The organism is Methanosarcina hadiensis (genome assembly GCF_046529725.1).
Taxonomy (GTDB): Archaea; Halobacteriota; Methanosarcinia; order Methanosarcinales; family Methanosarcinaceae; genus Methanosarcina; species Methanosarcina hadiensis.
Map to the genome: position 1 here is coordinate 3,153,836 of NZ_CP136241.1, position 16,521 is coordinate 3,170,356.

A 16,521-nucleotide genomic window follows, 5' to 3' on the forward strand; every position below is an offset into this window, starting at 1 on the left:
AAACCGGCTTTCTGGGGCAGAGCCGTTTAATAAAGGAATAGTACAGGAAAACGATCACATTTTCCATTAAGGCCAAGCTCTCAGGAATAACCCGGATGCTGAATAGAAGCTGCCTGAGCTTCCGGGAAGGGTATGGGCGGCGTAAAAAATTGGAGGAGTGGTAAAAGATGTTATTCATGGACGTTAGTACCTGGGACCCTTCGAATCGCGATAAGATCCTTGAACACTTCAAGAAACTGGAGATTCCTGAAGGAATTGATGTAATCAACCAGTGGGTTGACCTTTCCGGAAACCGCTATTACATTCTCTACGAAGCAGAAAGTGCCGAAGCTTACGGAGCCTTCAACCTGCCCTGGTCTGATATCTGCGTGATTGACAGCGTCCCTGTAATGGAAGCTTCAGAGTTCATGCAGCTTCTGCCCAAGTACAAAAAGTAAGTTGCGAAAACTAAACACCGGTATACTGAAAAACTCGGTGAGCCGCTGGTTGAGGCTCATCGAAAACCTTTATTAAAACCTTAATTTATGCTCCCAAAAAAGAGCTAATTAAACCCTATTTTAACAAATTCTTCTGCAGGATTCTGTTTTACCGGACTAAGGTTTTTTCAGGTTTTTAACATTATGGTTCTGGTTTCCATGTATTCGGAAAGGATATCAGGCCCGTTTTCCCGCCCGAACCCGCTCTCTTTAACTCCTCCGAAAGGAACTTCGGGAGCCACTTTAAGGTGCTGGTTGACCCATATGATACCTGCGTTTAACTGTTCGCATCCTGTTCTTATCCTGTCCAGGTCTTTTGTCCAGATGGATGCACCAAGCCCGTAGTTGCTCCTGTTAGCTGCTTCTATCGCTTCATCGAGGTTTTTTACCGTGACTATGGGCAGCAGAGGCCCAAATACTTCCTCTTTAAGGAGCCTTGATTCTGCGGGAACATCAGAAACAAGAGTGGGTTCAAAGAAATACCCTTTATCCGAACCTTCAAATTCAGGAACTTTCCCTCCGGTAATTATTTTGCCTTCTTCCTTCTCCTCGATTTCTGCAATAAGCTCTTTTATAAAGTTCAGCTGATGTCGGTTGTTAAGAGGCCCCATATCCGTATTTTTATCAAGCCCGTTTCCGACCTTTAGGTTTTTAACGCCTGATTCGAGTTTCTTTATAAACTCCTCAGCAACGGATTCAAAAACGTACAGTCTCTTAACAGCCGTACAGGTCTGGCCGCAGTTGTAAAATCTCCCCCTGATGGCTCCTGAAACTGCACTTTCCAGATTTGCATCATCACACACAATCATAGGGTCACTTCCTCCAAGCTCAAGGGTAACTCTTTTCATCCCGCTGGCTGCAATTTCAGCTACTCTTTTTCCTGTCCCTGTCTCTCCTGTAAAAGAGATTTTCCTCACGTCAGGATTACGGACAAGGCTCTCTCCTGCAGTCTCGCCGGAACCTGTGACGACATTCAGGACGCCCGCAGGCAGGCCGGCTTCATAAAATATGGAAGCCAGAGTTAGGTTTATAAGGGGAGTATTGCTTGCAGGCTTCAGCACAAAAGTATTGCCCGATATCAGGGCAGGGGCGATTTTCCAGCCCATGATCAGTGCAGGCATGTTCCAGGGAGTTATGGCTGCACATACCCCCAGAGGGTTCTTTACGGTAAAAGCATATCCATTTCCAGGAACAGGAACAAAGTCCCCCCGTAAACTGCCTGCGAGCCCACAATAGTATTCAAGCACGTGAGCAAAGCCTTCCAGTTCGCCTCTTGCTTCTGCAAGAGGTTTTCCCTGTTCCTTTGTGAGCAAAGCAGCAAGCTCTTCCTTTTTCCGCCTGACAATCTCGGCAGCCCTGTAAAAGACTATGCCTCTCTGCTGTGGGGAAGTGGAAGCCCAGCCTTTAAAAGCGGATTCAGCGGCTTCTACTGCGAGAGCAATATCATCCTCTGTGCCTTTCGGAACCTGATCGATAATTTCGCCTGTTGCAGGGTTTTTAACATCAAAATACTCGCCTCCGCATGCTTCTGCCGCTTTTCCGTTAATCTGCATTTTCATGGCTACTATTATTTACGAAGCCCTATTTTAAGATAACAAACCTCTCACAGATGCACGGCGAATTCGTTTAAAAACAACTTAAAGATTTGAGGAAAAAAACAGAAAGGGGAAGGAAAAGAGAAGAAAAATAAGTTTCTGCTCGAAAGAAAGATAAGTATATTAACAAAATACATATTATCAATATATGACTCGCCTCACGGATTAAAAAGAGAAAATAAGACCTGTGGGAAACATCTTTAAGGAATCTCCTGAGACTTTACTGCCTGCAAGAGTTGCTCTGAATTATATCGGGGGCACCAGACGCGCTCTATGTGGAAACTCGGGAACATTATTCTGGCAGAATGAAACATTCGCAAAATATGCTTGTATAGCGGTTAAATGAAATTTTCAGCGGTGTAATCTGGAACGGGTAAAGGTTACGACCGTGGTTTGAAGAGCCTGGTTCAGACCTGAAGCTGGGGGCTTCAGTTAAAGCGGGTCTCAAAACAGGTAAGCCTCAAAGGCTTCCGTTTGTGAGAAAACTGAAGAGTAGTTTCAACTGAGAGGCTGCACTCTGCATATAGGGGAAAGGGACAGTGTTGGAATATTTGCATATCATTTTATGGTTTCTTATTATTGAAGCTCTGGGCTTCCTCTCGATTCCGCTCATTAAAAGTTCAGGAAGCAGGCTTCCGGACGGGGGATATTCCGTAGCCAGAACTCTTGGAATTATATTTGTCACCTACTTTTCCTGGATTTTTTCATATATATTGGGTTTCAACCTTACTGCGGTCCTGACCGCATTTCTCTTACTTTGCGTCATATCCTTTGTCCTTTACAGGAAACAGCGGTCTTTCCCGTACAGGAAAGTTATGATTATAAATGAACTCCTGTTTGTATCAGGATTCTTATTCTTCCTGCTCGTACGTATGCATCTGCCCGAAATATACCGGCACGAGAAATTCATGGATTTTGCATTTTTAAATGCGGTTATGAACACAACTTCATTCCCTCCTCCGGACCCGTGGTTTGCAGGCGGGCTTATGGATTTTTACTACTATTTCGGGTACCTTTCCGTAGCAGTAATCGGAAAACTCAGTGCGGTAAGGCCATCAATTCTCTTTAACCTGGCAATTGCACTTACCTTTGCCCTGTCCCTTAATGCTTTCTTTGGCCTTGGATACAACCTTACAGGCGGAAAAGTCAAATACGGAGCCCTGACTGTCGTTTTTGGGACCTTCTTGGGGAACCTGCAGGGGCTTAAAGAGTTCGTATCAATGTATGTTTATCATGAGCAGATCTCAAGAGGATATTACTGGAGCAGTTCAAGAGTAATTCCTTTCACAATAAACGAGTTCCCATACTTCAGTTTCATACACGGGGACCTGCACTCCCATATGCTTGCAATACCTTTTCAACTGCTTATACTTACTTTTCTCCTCAACATGTATTTAAGGAAAAACAGCAACCCAATATTTGAAAACAGTCTGGCACTTATTGTATTTTCGGTATCTCTTGGTTTTTTATTTCCATTCAACTCCTGGGATTTTCCTGTGTATCTCGGCCTGACACTTCTGGTTATTTTTGCATTCTATTGCGGAAATTACATTCATGATAGAAATTCATTCAATGCTGTCGCCAAATCTTCAAGTTCTTTAATCCTTATTTCTATCTTCAGTTCTCTGCCGTATTTGCTTTTTTATCTGGATTTTAATCCTCAGGCAGCAGGAGGATTTGATTTTGTTTTGCCGGAGTCCAGGACAGAGATAGGCAAATTTCTGATTCTTTTCGGACTTTTCCTGTTTCTTGTATTTTCATTAATTGCAAACCGCCTGAATTCTGCAAAGAAAATAGTGTTTGCTGTCCTGTTCACAGGAGTTTCTGTACTGCTTTCAAAAACATGGGAAATCCCTCTTCTTTCAGTTCTCTTGCCCCTATTCGCCCTTTCCTTTTTATTTTTCCTGAGGGATATTCCCAGAAGAAGCGCATCAGGATTTGCATTTCTTCTGATAGCAACAGCTGCCTTTATTGCCCTGCTCTGCGAAGTGATTTTCCTTGATGACCCCATATCAGGGGAATTTGCCCGTATGAATACTGTTTTCAAATTTTATATGCATTTATGGGTCTTTCTTGCTATCGCAGCCTCTTACTCATTTTATGAACTTGGCTGTCGGTACTCCGGGGAGAACGGGAACAGGACATTTTTTAAAAAAGCTGTTAAAAAAACGTGGACAGTTATGGTCGTGGTCCTGATAATATCCTGTGCCGTCTTTCCCGTAGTATCAACCCTGACGAGAATAAAGGATATGAATGCCATACCTACCCTTGACGGGATGGAATACATGAAAGAACTGGATACGGGAGACTATAATGCTATACGGTGGATGCAGGAAAACATCAAAGGTTCTCCGGCAATTCTTGAAGCTTCTGAAGATAACAGCAGTTATAGTTACACCTGCCGTGTTTCTGCAAATACGGGGTTTCCTGCGGTTATTGGGTGGGCAAGGCACGAGAGGTTCTGGGGAAGGGACCATAAAGAAGTAAGGAACAGGATAAAAGACGTTAGCTCTATTTATTCGACTGGCAGTGAAGAAGAAACGCTTGAGCTAATGGAAAAATATAATATAAGCTACGTGTATATCGGCAGGCTTGAAAAGCAAATATATCCTGTAAGACTTGAAAAATTCGAGAATAAAAATCATTTTGAGCCGGTTTACGAAGGTTCGGCTATAATATACAAATTAAAGGAAGCCCCTTAAAAAAAGCTATTATAATTCCATCCTTCAGAGGGGAATTCGATTCAGGCAAAAAAGAATCTCATTTTCGATAAGTATATCATTTATTTCAGTATCTAAACATTGTTTCATAAATACTTTTCATAAATAGGCTCAAAACAGATTTAGCAAATATGTTTTATAAATATGAATTTATTCGGATTTAAGTAATTTAATGTAAAACTGAAGCAAGAATAAAATCTCAGCTACATGTCATAAAAATCAAGAGGTTGTTCGTATAATCAGCGTCTCGGTAGTTCTGCCCGCTTACAACGAAGCAGCCAGAATAGAAAACACGGTCTCGATAACAGCAGAGACACTTTCAAAGATAACTCATTCTTTTGAGATCATAATAGCAGAGGACGGGAGTAAAGACGGTACTGATCGGATAGCCTCAAGCCTTTCGGAACGGTACCCTTATGTCAAACACCTTCATTCTGACGAGCGGCAGGGAAGGGGAAGAGCTCTTAACAGGGCTTTTAAGGCAGCCTCAGGAGAGGTTCTCTGTTATATTGATGTGGATCTGGCAACTGATATGAGTTACCTGGAAAAGCTGATCAAAGCTGTAAGTACGGATGGTTATGACTTTGCCACCGGTTCGAGAATAATGCCCGAAAGTGATGCAAAAAGGCCTTTTAAACGCGAGTTTGCAAGCAGAGGATATAACTCTATGGTAAGGCTTCTTTTGCATTCAAAACTCTATGATCATCAGTGCGGCTTCAAAGCCTTCAGGAGAGAACCTCTCTTTAAGCTGCTAGATGAAATTGAAAACCAGCACTGGTTCTGGGATACAGAACTGCTTGTCAGGGCTCAGAACCAGGGATACAGGGTTCTCGAATTCCCTGTCTACTGGAGGCATGGTGGGTCAAGTAAAGTAAATTTCACAAAGGATATTGTCGGGATGGGTTCGGAGGTCTTCCGACTCTGGTGGGAACTCTTTTTTCCGGGCTTATTTTCAGGTAAAGGAAAAATATTCCTGACAGCTTTTCTTGCAGTTCTGATTCTCGCACTTGCTGCAACCTTTCTGGGGGCATCTGAAGTCCTTGAAAATATCAAGCATGTATCTATGGGCACCCTGGCTTTTGCTGCCGTTGTTTACTGCGCTTCCTGGCCGTTTAGGGGAGTACGCTTCCAGCAGATCCTTAACAGGCTCGGAAGCCGTTATGGTCTTGGATTTCTTACAGGGAGTATTTTTATAAGCCAGTCTGCAAATGTGATTCTTCCTGCAAGGATAGGGGACCTCAGCAGGATGTATATCCTGAAAAAGAGCAAGGACCTTGCTTTTACAACGAGCCTGTCTTCCCTGACAGTAGAAAGAGTCTTTGATATAATTGCAATTACTTTCATTGCCGTACTCGCATCTTCAGGCGTAGCTGCAAGGCTAGAGCTTGCTTCCTGGATGGAATCCCTTATTCGATTCTCAGGGATTGCAGTTTTCCTCTTCTTTGCAGCCCTATTTGCTCTCTCTTTTAAAGAGAGCCGCAACAAAAAGAGCAGCAAAGAAAAAGTTTCTAAAAATATACCAGGCGAGCCTTTGAACAAAATAAAAGAATTCGCTTCCACTTTTATCCATCAGATGAGTGTTGTCGCAGTCCGGCCCGGGGCTTTTCTTGCAGTAATTACATCCTCTCTCATAATATGGGGTATGGATATCTTCACCTGCTTTCTGGTGTTGAAAGCCTTTCCGGCAGCAGGAATAAATACATCTTCAACTTTTACCATATCTCTGGTTTTTCTTGCAGTGGCTCTCGGAAATATCGCAAAAACTTTTCCAATTACCCCTGGAGCCATAGGGACATATGAAGTTGCCCTTACAGGAGTATTCGTGCTTGGAGGGATCAGGCCTGAGCTCGCGTTCACTGTTGCTGTGCTGGACCATATAATAAAAAACTCAATCACATTGCTTGGAGGCGGACTCGCTTTGTCCGAACTTGGGCTAAGATGGAGAGAGGTCCTCTCAACAAATACCGATACACTCAAAGGAATGTGATAATCCGGAGTCAGGACTGGAAAAAGCAGCCAGATAAAAGAGAGTGCCTGGAAAATAATTTAAGTTTGAAATGTAAGAAATGGCATATACTCTGGCTCGACACTGGAGGCAGCAATAAGTATAAGGTAGTCCAGGAGCTAAAAAGAAGCATTTAAGGGCGAAGGCTGAAAAATTAACCAGAAAGTAAAATTGTGACCGCATGCCTTGCCATAACTTGTGGCCGAACGCAAAGGTCTGAGTGGAAAAAATGTCTGAGAAGAAAATAATAGAAGTCCGGGATGCTTATTCCCTTCCTGAAGATGTCTTCGAAGCTGTTCATACCGCGCTTAACGAGGATGTTGATGAAGTTGTCAGCCTGTTTAAGGTTCTTGCAGACCCAACTCGCCTGAGGATACTTAAAGCCCTTGAAGTCCAGAGCCTTTGCGTATGCGTCCTTGTCGAAGCCACGGACCAGAAGCATTCGGCACTCTCTTACCACCTGAAACTTTTAAAGGAAGCAGGGCTCGTGGATTCCCAGAGGGAGCGCAGTTTCCAGATATATTACCTTACGGAATTCGGAAACCTTCTCCTGAAGCATATCGAAAAACGGTTCGAGAAAAGCTAATAAGTTAGGAGTTGAGGGACTTAAGCCCTATTAATAAGGTTATATCCTTCAGTGCTCCTGAATAATACTGAATTCCTGAGCCTCGTATCCGAAAAAGATAAAATTAGATCTTTTCGTTTGAGGCTACAGTAGTAAGTTTTGAGAATTTTACTCCTTTAAGGGCCATAATGGATTCGGCAAGTTCTTTAATTTCCTCTCCGTCCCCATCAAGAACGATTACCTCAAAGCAGTTGTCGTGGTCAAGGTGGATGTGCACGGAAGACTTGATCAGGTGAGAGTAGTGGTGCTGTATATCTGCAAGTGCATTTGAGAGCCCGCGCTTCGTGTGGTCGTAAATAACGGCAACAGTCCCGACACGGTGACCTTTAATGTCACCCATCCACTCGTAATAAGAAATATAACTCCTGATGGCGTCCCTTATGCCTTCCGAGCGGGAAGAGTAACCTCTTTTTTCTATAATCTCATCAAATTTACCAAGAAGTGTGTCGGGTAGGGAGACCCCTATCCTCATAAGTTCTGTTTCCATCGTATCACCAAATAATTTACAGTTTATCCGAATGATAATACATTAACTTAATGTTAGTAATACTATATATGTTTTTTTCACTTAGTCATTAATATAAAAGAGTGATGCCAGTATGTAGATTCATTCCTCAGTATATTAATGTTTGGGAATTGCGAAATTTGGCGCTGATGAAAAAGATAAAAAGTCAATAAAAAAAGAGAAAAGGCGAAAATAGAGAAAAAATAAAAATGGAAAATGTGTTAATTGTAAAAAATAAACGGGATATTAAAGGTAATATCAATGATTTAAAATAAAATTTTAAAATACAGTCTTAAAAATTATCTCCTATCTACAAGCCTTTTTGGCCGTCCTTTAATTTTGTACAGTTCAAGGTCTCTGGGACCCGCAAAGTTAAAAAGAATCCTGAAACTGCCTTCTTCATAAGCCCTGGAAAGGGGAGGCTTATATTTAAGGAAAGAGCGGGCAAAGTTTTCCTGTATTAAATCTCTATCACATTTATCAGGGTTTTTACATTCTACACTGACCCTGAGTATGGTTTCTTCTTCGTCTTCCGTGCCATAGAGAAAAGCTTCATACTCCCCCGTAAGATGATCCATATTTTCACTCTGGAAGACCCCTCTTTCGACATCCACGCGGTTAAAAGGTGCTCCTTCAACCCAGACTGTTTCTGCTTCTCTCTGCGGGGTGAGAATTTTCATGTGAGTCCTTCCGCAGGCACATTTCTTGCGCGTAAGAACAACAGTCGTATCTTCAGTATCATAATTTAAGAGAAGGTTTCCTGCTTTCGCCCCAACAGGCAGAAGCGTACTGAGGACTACCCTTCCGCACTCTCCTTCAGGTACGAATTCATCCAGATGTGGATCGTAAACATCGGCATGGACAAAGTCTTCGGGTACATGCAGCCCTGAGATCTCGCTGCATTCTCCGCACATGGTCCCTTCCGTGCTCCCGTAGGTATTGTACACAGGGCAGCCCCATAATTCGGAGAGATAGTTCCTTGACTCCTCAGCAAAAGCTTCCCCTCCCACAACCAGTCTGTTCACGCCTGACTCCCTTGGGTTAATGCCCTGAGCCTGCATCCTGCGGGCAAGGTTAAGAAGCTTGAATACGCTGCCAACTATGCCTGTCGGCCTGTAAGTTTCTATAACACGCAGGGGAAATGTACATTTGCCTTCCGGGATAATGCTCATTCCTACCTGCCTGGCAGCAAGAGTCATTGTATTTGCCCCGACATTCATGCCGTAAGAAGCGCAGACGACTACCCTGTCTCCCTGCCCGAAGCCCTGGGACCTGAAAATCCGGGCATATTTTTCCGCATAGCGCTCCCAGTCTTCCCAGGTAAGGAAAAAGCTCTTTGGAGTCCCGCTTGTGCCGCTGGTCTCGTGGATTGTGAAAACATCTTCCCAGCCCACACTTTTAAACAAAAAATCTCTCGTCTCAGGCGGCTGGTTTTCCCGAATTGTTTTTCCGGAAATGACCGGAAGTTCGAGGAGATCTTCATGGGCTTTGATATCTCCCGGTTTCACTCCGTGATTTTCAAACCATTTCCTGTAAAAAGGGGAATTCTCGGCAGCGTATTTTACAGTATACCTCACACGCTCCTCTATGAGAGCGTCGAGATCTCCCCTGTCCATGGTTTCAATTTCCGGATTAAAGTAAGTTTTTGAATTGTCCAGAACAAAACACCCCGATTGAAGATTTTAATTATGAAAAAATATGATATTTATTGCCTTCAAAGATGAATAGTCTTCAATTATGAAACAATTTTGGGTGGGAAAGGAATGCGGTCAGTTATTGGCTTCAAATGGTTTTACCTCAGAGAGAAAAAACCATGCCTTTCCTGTCTGATAAAAAGAAAAATAAAAAAAGCGTTTTTCAAATTTACCTGGAATCAAAAGGTACGAGATAGACTCCATCTGTTCTTTTTTGCCCTTTCACCAGTTCACAATGCCTCAGAAGAGCGAACTGATTTTCGGTTTCCCTTGCGGAGATCCCAAATTTTTCTGCTATTTCTTCTTTCTTTGCCCCGCCCCTGGAGACTATGAAATCATAAATTGCTTTTTGCAGTTCTGTCAGACCTTCAGTCCCTTCAAGCCCTGCTTCTTCCCTGAAAATTTTCTTTGAACGGACAGCCCAGGGATCACAGGCCTGAATCTTATGGCGGCTCTCTATATAGCAATCTTCGCAAAGGACCCTTCCATCTTCTTCGATACTATCTTCTGCAGACATCTCGCACCCGCAAATCTCACAGGTAGCAGAGCTGGTGTTTTCTTCTACCATCCTTTACCTCCAGACTCAGACATTAAGCTCCTCAAGAATTTTTTGAACAACCAACGACCCGTAAGCCGCTGCAGGCCCTCCTGCCATAACTATTGCAGTGCTTACAGCTTCCATAATTTCCTCACGGGTTGCTCCCAGGCTTACAGCCTCGGGAACATGCTTCCAGAGACAGGGTTCACAGCGCAGGGCAACTGCAATCCCTACCATTATCAGCTCTTTTGTCCGGGCACTTAAAGCCCCGTCTTTGACAACTTCCGAATGAAGCCCCATAAGAGCTTTCATTACTCCAGGGAGTTGTCCAGCCATCTCTTCCATTCTTTTATTCATTTCGGTTTTGTCGGTCAAGTTTTCACCCTCTAAATATACCAGTCACTACGAATGGTTTAAGAATCAAAGGGCACCATGTACATGTCTTCTCCCATTTTTCTCCACTTTAAGAGCTCACAGTGCCTGAGTATTGCAAGCTGGTTCCTGGTTTCCTGCGGGGTAAGCTCGAATAGTTTTGAAATCTTTTCTAGAGTAGCCCCTCCTTCCTCCAGGATAAAGCTATAGATCTCTTTTTGCAAATTCGTCAGGCCATCAGTCCCTTCAAAACCGTGCTGCTTTCTGAAAAGTTTTTTGGAGCGCACTGCTACGGGATCTGCAAATTTTATTCTCTGGTGCCCTTCCAGATAACAGTCCTCGCATACTGCCCTGCCATTTTCTTTAACATACTCATTTCCGGGAATTTCTTTGCCGCAACACGAACACGTTACAAAATAGAGGGTTTCAGGGTTGAGTTCGCGATTGCCGTATTTGTTCGTTTTTACAAGACCATGAAATTCAAGATAACCCACGATTTCATAGACTGTTGACCTTGATAATCCGTATTCGGTTTTTGCCCTCTTGATGATATCCCGGATATGGAAACCTCTGTCCAGATGGGCTTCTTTTATGCATTCGAGAACCCTTATCTCCTCTTCGTCCAGTACGATCTTCATTGAATTCCCTTGAGATTCCTGACCAGCAGTGAAACAATTTCTGAGAAAAGAAACGTTTCAAAACCCCATGCCAGTTGAATTTATTTCATTTAGCCTGTGTTCTGGAACGACTTTCTCATATTTCATATCTGTTTCTCTATACAATAACATGAAAGTATAAAACAGTATCGATAAATATAAATATAATTGTTAGCAATCGAGGAAAAATAGTAGGCATATTACGGAAAAATAGTAGACATATTACAGAAAAATAATTACACCCTGCACCCACACCCTTTTTCTTTCAGAATCCTGACCTGTTCCTCATAAGTGTTTACGAACTCATCCTGCACAGCTTTACCTGTCGCAAAAGCAGGGTCAAGCGAAGTATGGTGTTTATAGCCCCTCTCAGTCATTTCCTTTACCAGGGCTTCATGCCTGAGGTACAGAGCTTTCAGTTTCCCCTTCCAGCGCAGTGTTTCAGGGTGGTGAGCATAAGCCTTCTTATCATTGATTATTATGGACCATAAGGCATGTAATTCACGATGCTCCCCGAGAAGATGCTGCCTGCACATTTTCTCTGGAGGAATGTCCCAGATTCGCATAAGATGAACTCTGGACGCATCTCAGAAAGGGTTTTCGGCAGGGAATATTACATGTTTAAAGCCTAAATTGGTTTAAAGCCTTAACTTAGATCAGAGATTTTGTTCCTGATCCCAGGTTCTGATAGCTATTTACTGGCAGCGAATAAGATATAGACTATGGAAAGGTCTAAACTGAGATATTTAGTCCTGTTCGTAATTATAATGGCCTTTATGTGTTTTTTGCTCGCTCCTGCGCTTGCCCATGTTCCGACTTTCGAAGAGGGAGGCACAAGCCCTGAAACGGCGTCTCTTATTGAGGACCCTGCAAAATCAAGGGTTCTTTACGGGCAACTCCCGGGAGAAGATATCCGATATTACAGTTTTGAGATGGGAGAAGGGGAAAGGATTTCATTAGGCTTAATCGTCCCTGTGGAAGAAGACCATGTTTATGTCCCAGACCTGATCCTTATGGGACCCGGACTTCCTGATGAAGGAGAGGCACCTGAAAAATTGGAAGTACCTGAGGGGTATGGAACAAAAGTATTTACCGGGACAGAGCCTGAAAGTGCTACGTATGAAGGATTTACTCCGAGCGCCTTTTACTCTCTTGTTCGGGCAGACCTTCAGGCTCCGGAAAACGGGACATATTATGTAGCAGTAAGCTCTGTTGAAGGAGAAGGCAATTATGGGGTTGTTCTGGGGTATAAAGAAAGATTTTCCCTTACCGAGTGGGTATCAATTCCTCTGAACCAGATAAGGACATACCGCTGGGAAGGGCAGAGCCTGCCGTTTATATTCATTCCTTTTGGAATAACACTTGCAGCCGGAATTCTGGTAATTTTACGTAAAAAAGAAGATGCATCCGGGTTTAAACCTGCACACTGGGCAGGGACTTTTGCAGGACTTTTTTTCCTCGGTACAGGACTATCCTTGATATTCCAGATGCTCTATTCATTGAGCAGAAGTTCATATTCTCCTGAAATTGTCATTACTATCTTTCTGGCTCTTGCCGGCACTGGGCTTGGAGTTACAGCCCTGGTTCTGAGTCTGAGAGATGAAAGATATGGCAAAAAGCTAACACTAAAAAGGTTTTATTTTCTTATTCTGGGAATTTTAGGGCTCCTCCTCTGGGCTGGCCTGTTTATAGGCCCTATTTTTGCTTTTGAGGCAGCAGTCCTGCCGTGGGGCAAAAAAAGATGAGCTGAAAAAAAGGAAATAAAATAAGCAGAAGGAACAAACGGACATAAGAGCAACCAGTGCCTAGACATTAGAAATATAATTTATATGATAGAATTAAAAGGTATAACTTTAAATAACCACATAGAAGCCTCATATTAGCGGTATGGTACGGACTTATCAGGAGAAAAAAGTATGGCAAAAACATCACTTGAGTCAGGGCAGATTGCACCGGACTTTTGCCTTCCGGACCAGGAAGGAAATCGGATATGCCTCGAAGACCTCAAAGGCAAGTGGGTGATCCTCTTCTTTTATCCGAGGGACAACACTCCGGGCTGCAGCCTCGAAGCCAGGAATTTCAGCTGCCTGAGAAAAGATTTCGAAGCTGAAAATGCAATAATCCTAGGGGTCAGCAGGGATAGTCAGGAGTCCCATAGAAAGTTCATAGAAAAGAAAGAGCTTAAAATAAAACTGCTTTCTGACGAGAAAAAGGAAGTACATGAAAAGTATGACGTTATGCATTCCAAACACTTCAAAGGTAAGGATGTTATAAGCGCTGTTCGGACAACTTTCCTTGTCAATCCGGAAGGAGAGATTGCAAAAGTGTGGGATAACGTTAAAGCTGCAGGACACGCTGAAAAGGTACTTGGCGAATTGAAAACTTTAAAAGAGAAATGAAGTGAAAAAATTATAAATGAATATTAATAAAAATAAATACCTGATAAAAATAAATATCTAAATGTCTAATGAAAATAAATATCTAAATACTTACAAAAATAAATATCTAAAGAGAAAAAAATAATCTCTTATTATGGATCCAGGTTTCTAAAAAATTAAAACTGGATAAAGTCCCTTTTACAGTATTAAACCGTAAAGGAGCTTTCTATTTTTTTAATCTTTTAAAGGTTTTTATCTCTTGTTACTCAGTGGCGTACCGTAGTATCACTGGCGTAGTGTGTATCACTTCTTGTAACGTAATAAATCGTATAAAGTGCTGCAAGCCCTACCAGTATGTAGATGATTCTCGAAAGGGCGCTTCCTTCTCCAAAGATAGCGGCTACAAGATTGAAATCTAAGAGCCCTATAAGCCCCCAGTTTAATCCGCCCACTATAACAAGTATAAGTGCAATTAAATCTACCGGATTTCTCACTGCCATAAATACCACTCCTTTTTGTTTTATTATTTTGTATTTTTATAAGATGACGAAATATAAAAATACAATATTAAAATTGAATTTACTTGTATATATAAATGACTAACATAAAAATTAGAGCCTTTAAAGAAAAAAGAAAACAGGAAAACAATCACTATTTTGAGACCAACCAATCGTTATTCTGGTACCGGTGTTGTTTATTTACCAGGCACTTTTTAACCTGAGAATTATAAAAAGTAGAACCGGACTCAGATATTATCTAAAATAATATATCTGATATGCCTGTTCTCTCACCCGGTCTGGCTGGCGAGTCTTAAGGAGCAACAAATACACCGGATATCAAATATATGGAGATTACATAAAAAATTAAGTTTACAAATACTTTACCGGCTTTATAATCGGATTTAGCCTCATACTCGTTTTCGTATAGCTCAACATATAATCTGTAAGCTATTGATTTTCGATTCCAGTTGTCGATTAATATACAAATCGCCCCTACCAGAATAATGAGAAAGCTAGCTTTTGTCGCTAAGTTAACAACCGCTGGATAACTCATCATCACTAAAAAGGAAAGTATAATACCGTCAAGGCCTACGAAATACTTGTAATAATCATTTATTCCGTCAAGACTTATGAGGGACTTATAGTAATCATCTAAAGAAAAGTAATGTTGATTCATCCTTTACACCTTATTAAATCCTTTAGTAATTTTAGTAAATATTAAAACATTAAGATAAATATTAATCTAATGCTTTTATGCGAATTTTATCTAACTGCTGATTGGTAAGTTTTAAGGCCAGTCCATCGAGAGAAATATATCCTTTTTGAGCCCTGTTTCTGATAGCAAGAGAAACACTTCAGCCATATGGGAAAAATACAAATTTAAGCTTTAGTAAGCCTGTGTACACATTAATAAAAGTTGGAATCCCAGTACACAATATAAACAAAAAAAGTTATGGAGGCCACCCGGATAAACTCAAGGATTCTTACAAAACCGAATATTTTGCAATATAGAATTTGACGTCGAACTTTCTTTTACTGCCCTCGTAACTCATATATCTGATTTTTCCAAAAATGTCTCTTTCCTGCCAGGGGCGGTCATGAACCCCTCCAATGCTCCAGGCGATTCCGGTATATCCGTTCGGGTCCCTGCCATCCATTTCGTATTTATCATTCAGGTAGATTGCAGTCTCGAGGGCTTTTTCAGGTGATTCGCTCCATTCGAGAATCTTCTTTGCCCAGTACATGCGCATATAACTGTGCATTTTCCCTGTATGGAGAAGTTCTATCTGGCTTGCGTTCCAGAGGGGATCATGCGTTTTCCCTGCTTCTAACTCCTCAAGGGTGTATACATGGCTCCTGAGGTCATGCCTGTGGGCGTTCAGGGACTTTTTCGCCCATTCAGGAAAGCCATTAAAACTATCATAAAAAGGATTATAATAGCAGAAATTATCGGCAAGCTCTTTACGTACAAGGAGTTCATCGAGAAACGCTTCTCTGGATTCCTGATTAGCTTTCGTATTTTCTATTTTGAGAGCTACCCTTTGTGCCGAAATCTGTCCAAAGTGCAGGTAAGGAGAGAGATTGGACAGGGCATCTTTAGCAGGGTCATTTCGCAGAGTATAGTAAGAGTCAAGCTTATCAGTTAGAAATTCATTCATAACCTTTCTCGCAGCTGTTTCTCCGGCTTCAAAAATCTCGCGGCCAGACGAAAAATTGGTTTTTTCTTCAAGAGGCTTTTCAGGGAGAAGATCTTCAATCTCTTTTTTCCGAATTTCCGGTGATTTTTCCGGCTCTCGAGATTTAGAAGATATTTCAGAAAACTCGGGATTGGCTTCAAGCTCCGGATATTCCGTAAGGAACTCAGGGAGGAGGCTTAAAAGTTTAGGGCGGAAGGTACGTGCAGCGTATTCCTGCTTTTTGGACGCTTCCCAGCAAGGAACAACATTATGGGCATCCACTTCAAAGAAGGGGATCTTAACGCCTGATGAGACTTTTTCTGTCCATATTCTTTTAATCCGAAGCGGACTAAAGTCGGTAACAAGGGTCCCGATTTCATATCTCTCAATAAGGCCCGGAATTTTTTCCCCGGGATTTCCTCGGAGGAAAAAGAAAGGGATATTCTTCCTATCAAGAGCAGCTTCAACTTCTTGCAGCCCTCTGAGCATAAACTCGTATTGTCTTCTTATAGCTCCCAGAAATCCGTCTGTCAAACAAAAAACTACAAAAACAGGCACATCAGCATCCAGTGCTATAGTCCGGGCAAAAAGGAGAGCCCAGTTGTCCTCAACCCTCTGGTCACGGCTCATCCAGTAAACAACAGGCCCGCTGCCTGGTCTTCCGGATAGAATAGTCCGAATGCGTGCAGGGTTCATAAATGGATTTGGAATCCGGAATATATAGAGCTAACATCAGGATAATAAAAAGAAAGAACGTACTAAATAAAGATCAGGAATCAAT

Annotated in this window: 17 protein-coding genes; 6 read left to right on the top strand and 11 right to left on the bottom strand. The window is 42.2% G+C overall.

Annotated elements, in window-relative coordinates; translation table 11 throughout:
* The first annotated feature begins 167 nt into the window (after positions 1 to 167).
* Positions 168 to 437, top strand: coding sequence for a DUF3303 domain-containing protein (locus RSJ42_RS13550; protein WP_048137240.1), 270 nt, complete (start codon positions 168 to 170; stop codon positions 435 to 437).
* A 167-nt stretch (positions 438 to 604) separates the two neighbouring features.
* Here the strand turns inward: RSJ42_RS13550 and RSJ42_RS13555 are convergent, their stop codons facing one another.
* Positions 605 to 2,035: an aldehyde dehydrogenase family protein gene (locus RSJ42_RS13555; RefSeq protein ID WP_410507801.1), complete on the bottom strand. Its 1,431-nt coding sequence runs from the start codon at positions 2,033 to 2,035 to the stop codon at positions 605 to 607.
* A 496-nt stretch (positions 2,036 to 2,531) separates the two neighbouring features.
* Positions 2,532 to 2,756 (bottom strand): hypothetical protein, encoded by a 225-nt coding sequence (locus RSJ42_RS13560; protein ID WP_410510430.1) that lies wholly within the window; start codon positions 2,754 to 2,756, stop codon positions 2,532 to 2,534.
* Between RSJ42_RS13560 and RSJ42_RS13565 the strand changes: the two genes are divergently transcribed.
* The 3 genes from RSJ42_RS13565 (at position 2,659) to RSJ42_RS13575 (ending at position 7,382) form a co-directional block, all read left to right on the top strand.
* On the top strand, positions 2,659 to 4,773 hold the full coding sequence (locus RSJ42_RS13565; protein WP_410510374.1) for a DUF2298 domain-containing protein: 2,115 nt from the start codon (positions 2,659 to 2,661) through the stop codon (positions 4,771 to 4,773). The two genes, RSJ42_RS13560 and RSJ42_RS13565, sit on opposite strands and share 98 nt — an antisense overlap.
* 319 nt (positions 4,774 to 5,092) lie before the next feature.
* On the top strand, positions 5,093 to 6,778 hold the full coding sequence (locus RSJ42_RS13570; protein WP_410510375.1) for a flippase-like domain-containing protein: 1,686 nt from the start codon (positions 5,093 to 5,095) through the stop codon (positions 6,776 to 6,778).
* 247 nt (positions 6,779 to 7,025) lie between these two features.
* Positions 7,026 to 7,382: an ArsR/SmtB family transcription factor gene (locus RSJ42_RS13575; protein ID WP_410507802.1), complete on the top strand. Its 357-nt coding sequence runs from the start codon at positions 7,026 to 7,028 to the stop codon at positions 7,380 to 7,382.
* Between the two features lie 103 nt (positions 7,383 to 7,485).
* Here the strand turns inward: RSJ42_RS13575 and nikR are convergent, their stop codons facing one another.
* The 6 genes from nikR to RSJ42_RS13605 all read right to left on the bottom strand — a co-directional run bounded on the left by nikR (position 7,486) and on the right by RSJ42_RS13605 (position 11,752).
* Positions 7,486 to 7,908 (bottom strand): nickel-responsive transcriptional regulator NikR, encoded by a 423-nt coding sequence (gene nikR / locus RSJ42_RS13580; protein WP_324443836.1) that lies wholly within the window; start codon positions 7,906 to 7,908, stop codon positions 7,486 to 7,488.
* Positions 7,909 to 8,225: 317 nt separating this feature from the next.
* Positions 8,226 to 9,542 (bottom strand): coenzyme F390 synthetase, encoded by a 1,317-nt coding sequence (gene ftsA / locus RSJ42_RS13585; RefSeq protein WP_410507803.1) that lies wholly within the window; start codon positions 9,540 to 9,542, stop codon positions 8,226 to 8,228.
* A gap of 247 nt (positions 9,543 to 9,789) precedes the next feature.
* A complete protein-coding gene (locus RSJ42_RS13590; RefSeq protein ID WP_410507804.1) occupies positions 9,790 to 10,188 on the bottom strand; it encodes a hypothetical protein in 399 nt (132 codons plus the stop codon).
* A 15-nt stretch (positions 10,189 to 10,203) separates the two neighbouring features.
* Entirely contained in the window at positions 10,204 to 10,533 is a 330-nt protein-coding gene (locus RSJ42_RS13595) for a carboxymuconolactone decarboxylase family protein (protein ID WP_410507805.1), read from the bottom strand.
* A 38-nt stretch (positions 10,534 to 10,571) separates the two neighbouring features.
* Positions 10,572 to 11,168, bottom strand: coding sequence for a hypothetical protein (locus RSJ42_RS13600; protein WP_410507806.1), 597 nt, complete (start codon positions 11,166 to 11,168; stop codon positions 10,572 to 10,574).
* A 254-nt stretch (positions 11,169 to 11,422) separates the two neighbouring features.
* Positions 11,423 to 11,752: a pyrimidine dimer DNA glycosylase/endonuclease V gene (locus RSJ42_RS13605; RefSeq protein ID WP_410507807.1), complete on the bottom strand. Its 330-nt coding sequence runs from the start codon at positions 11,750 to 11,752 to the stop codon at positions 11,423 to 11,425.
* 156 nt (positions 11,753 to 11,908) lie between these two features.
* Between RSJ42_RS13605 and RSJ42_RS13610 the strand changes: the two genes are divergently transcribed.
* Positions 11,909 to 12,931 (top strand): hypothetical protein, encoded by a 1,023-nt coding sequence (locus RSJ42_RS13610; protein WP_410507808.1) that lies wholly within the window; start codon positions 11,909 to 11,911, stop codon positions 12,929 to 12,931.
* A gap of 171 nt (positions 12,932 to 13,102) precedes the next feature.
* Positions 13,103 to 13,585, top strand: a complete 483-nt coding sequence (locus tag RSJ42_RS13615; RefSeq protein ID WP_410507809.1) for a peroxiredoxin — start codon at positions 13,103 to 13,105, stop codon at positions 13,583 to 13,585.
* Between the two features lie 245 nt (positions 13,586 to 13,830).
* On the opposite strand, the gene RSJ42_RS13620 is transcribed toward RSJ42_RS13615, so the two are convergent.
* The 3 genes from RSJ42_RS13620 to RSJ42_RS13630 form a co-directional block, all read right to left on the bottom strand.
* On the bottom strand, positions 13,831 to 14,064 hold the full coding sequence (locus RSJ42_RS13620; protein WP_410507810.1) for a DUF378 domain-containing protein: 234 nt from the start codon (positions 14,062 to 14,064) through the stop codon (positions 13,831 to 13,833).
* Between the two features lie 310 nt (positions 14,065 to 14,374).
* A complete protein-coding gene (locus tag RSJ42_RS13625; RefSeq protein ID WP_410507811.1) occupies positions 14,375 to 14,740 on the bottom strand; it encodes a hypothetical protein in 366 nt (121 codons plus the stop codon).
* Between the two features lie 307 nt (positions 14,741 to 15,047).
* Entirely contained in the window at positions 15,048 to 16,436 is a 1,389-nt protein-coding gene (locus RSJ42_RS13630) for a deoxyribodipyrimidine photo-lyase (protein WP_410507812.1), read from the bottom strand.
* Between the last annotated feature and the right edge of the window lie 85 nt (positions 16,437 to 16,521).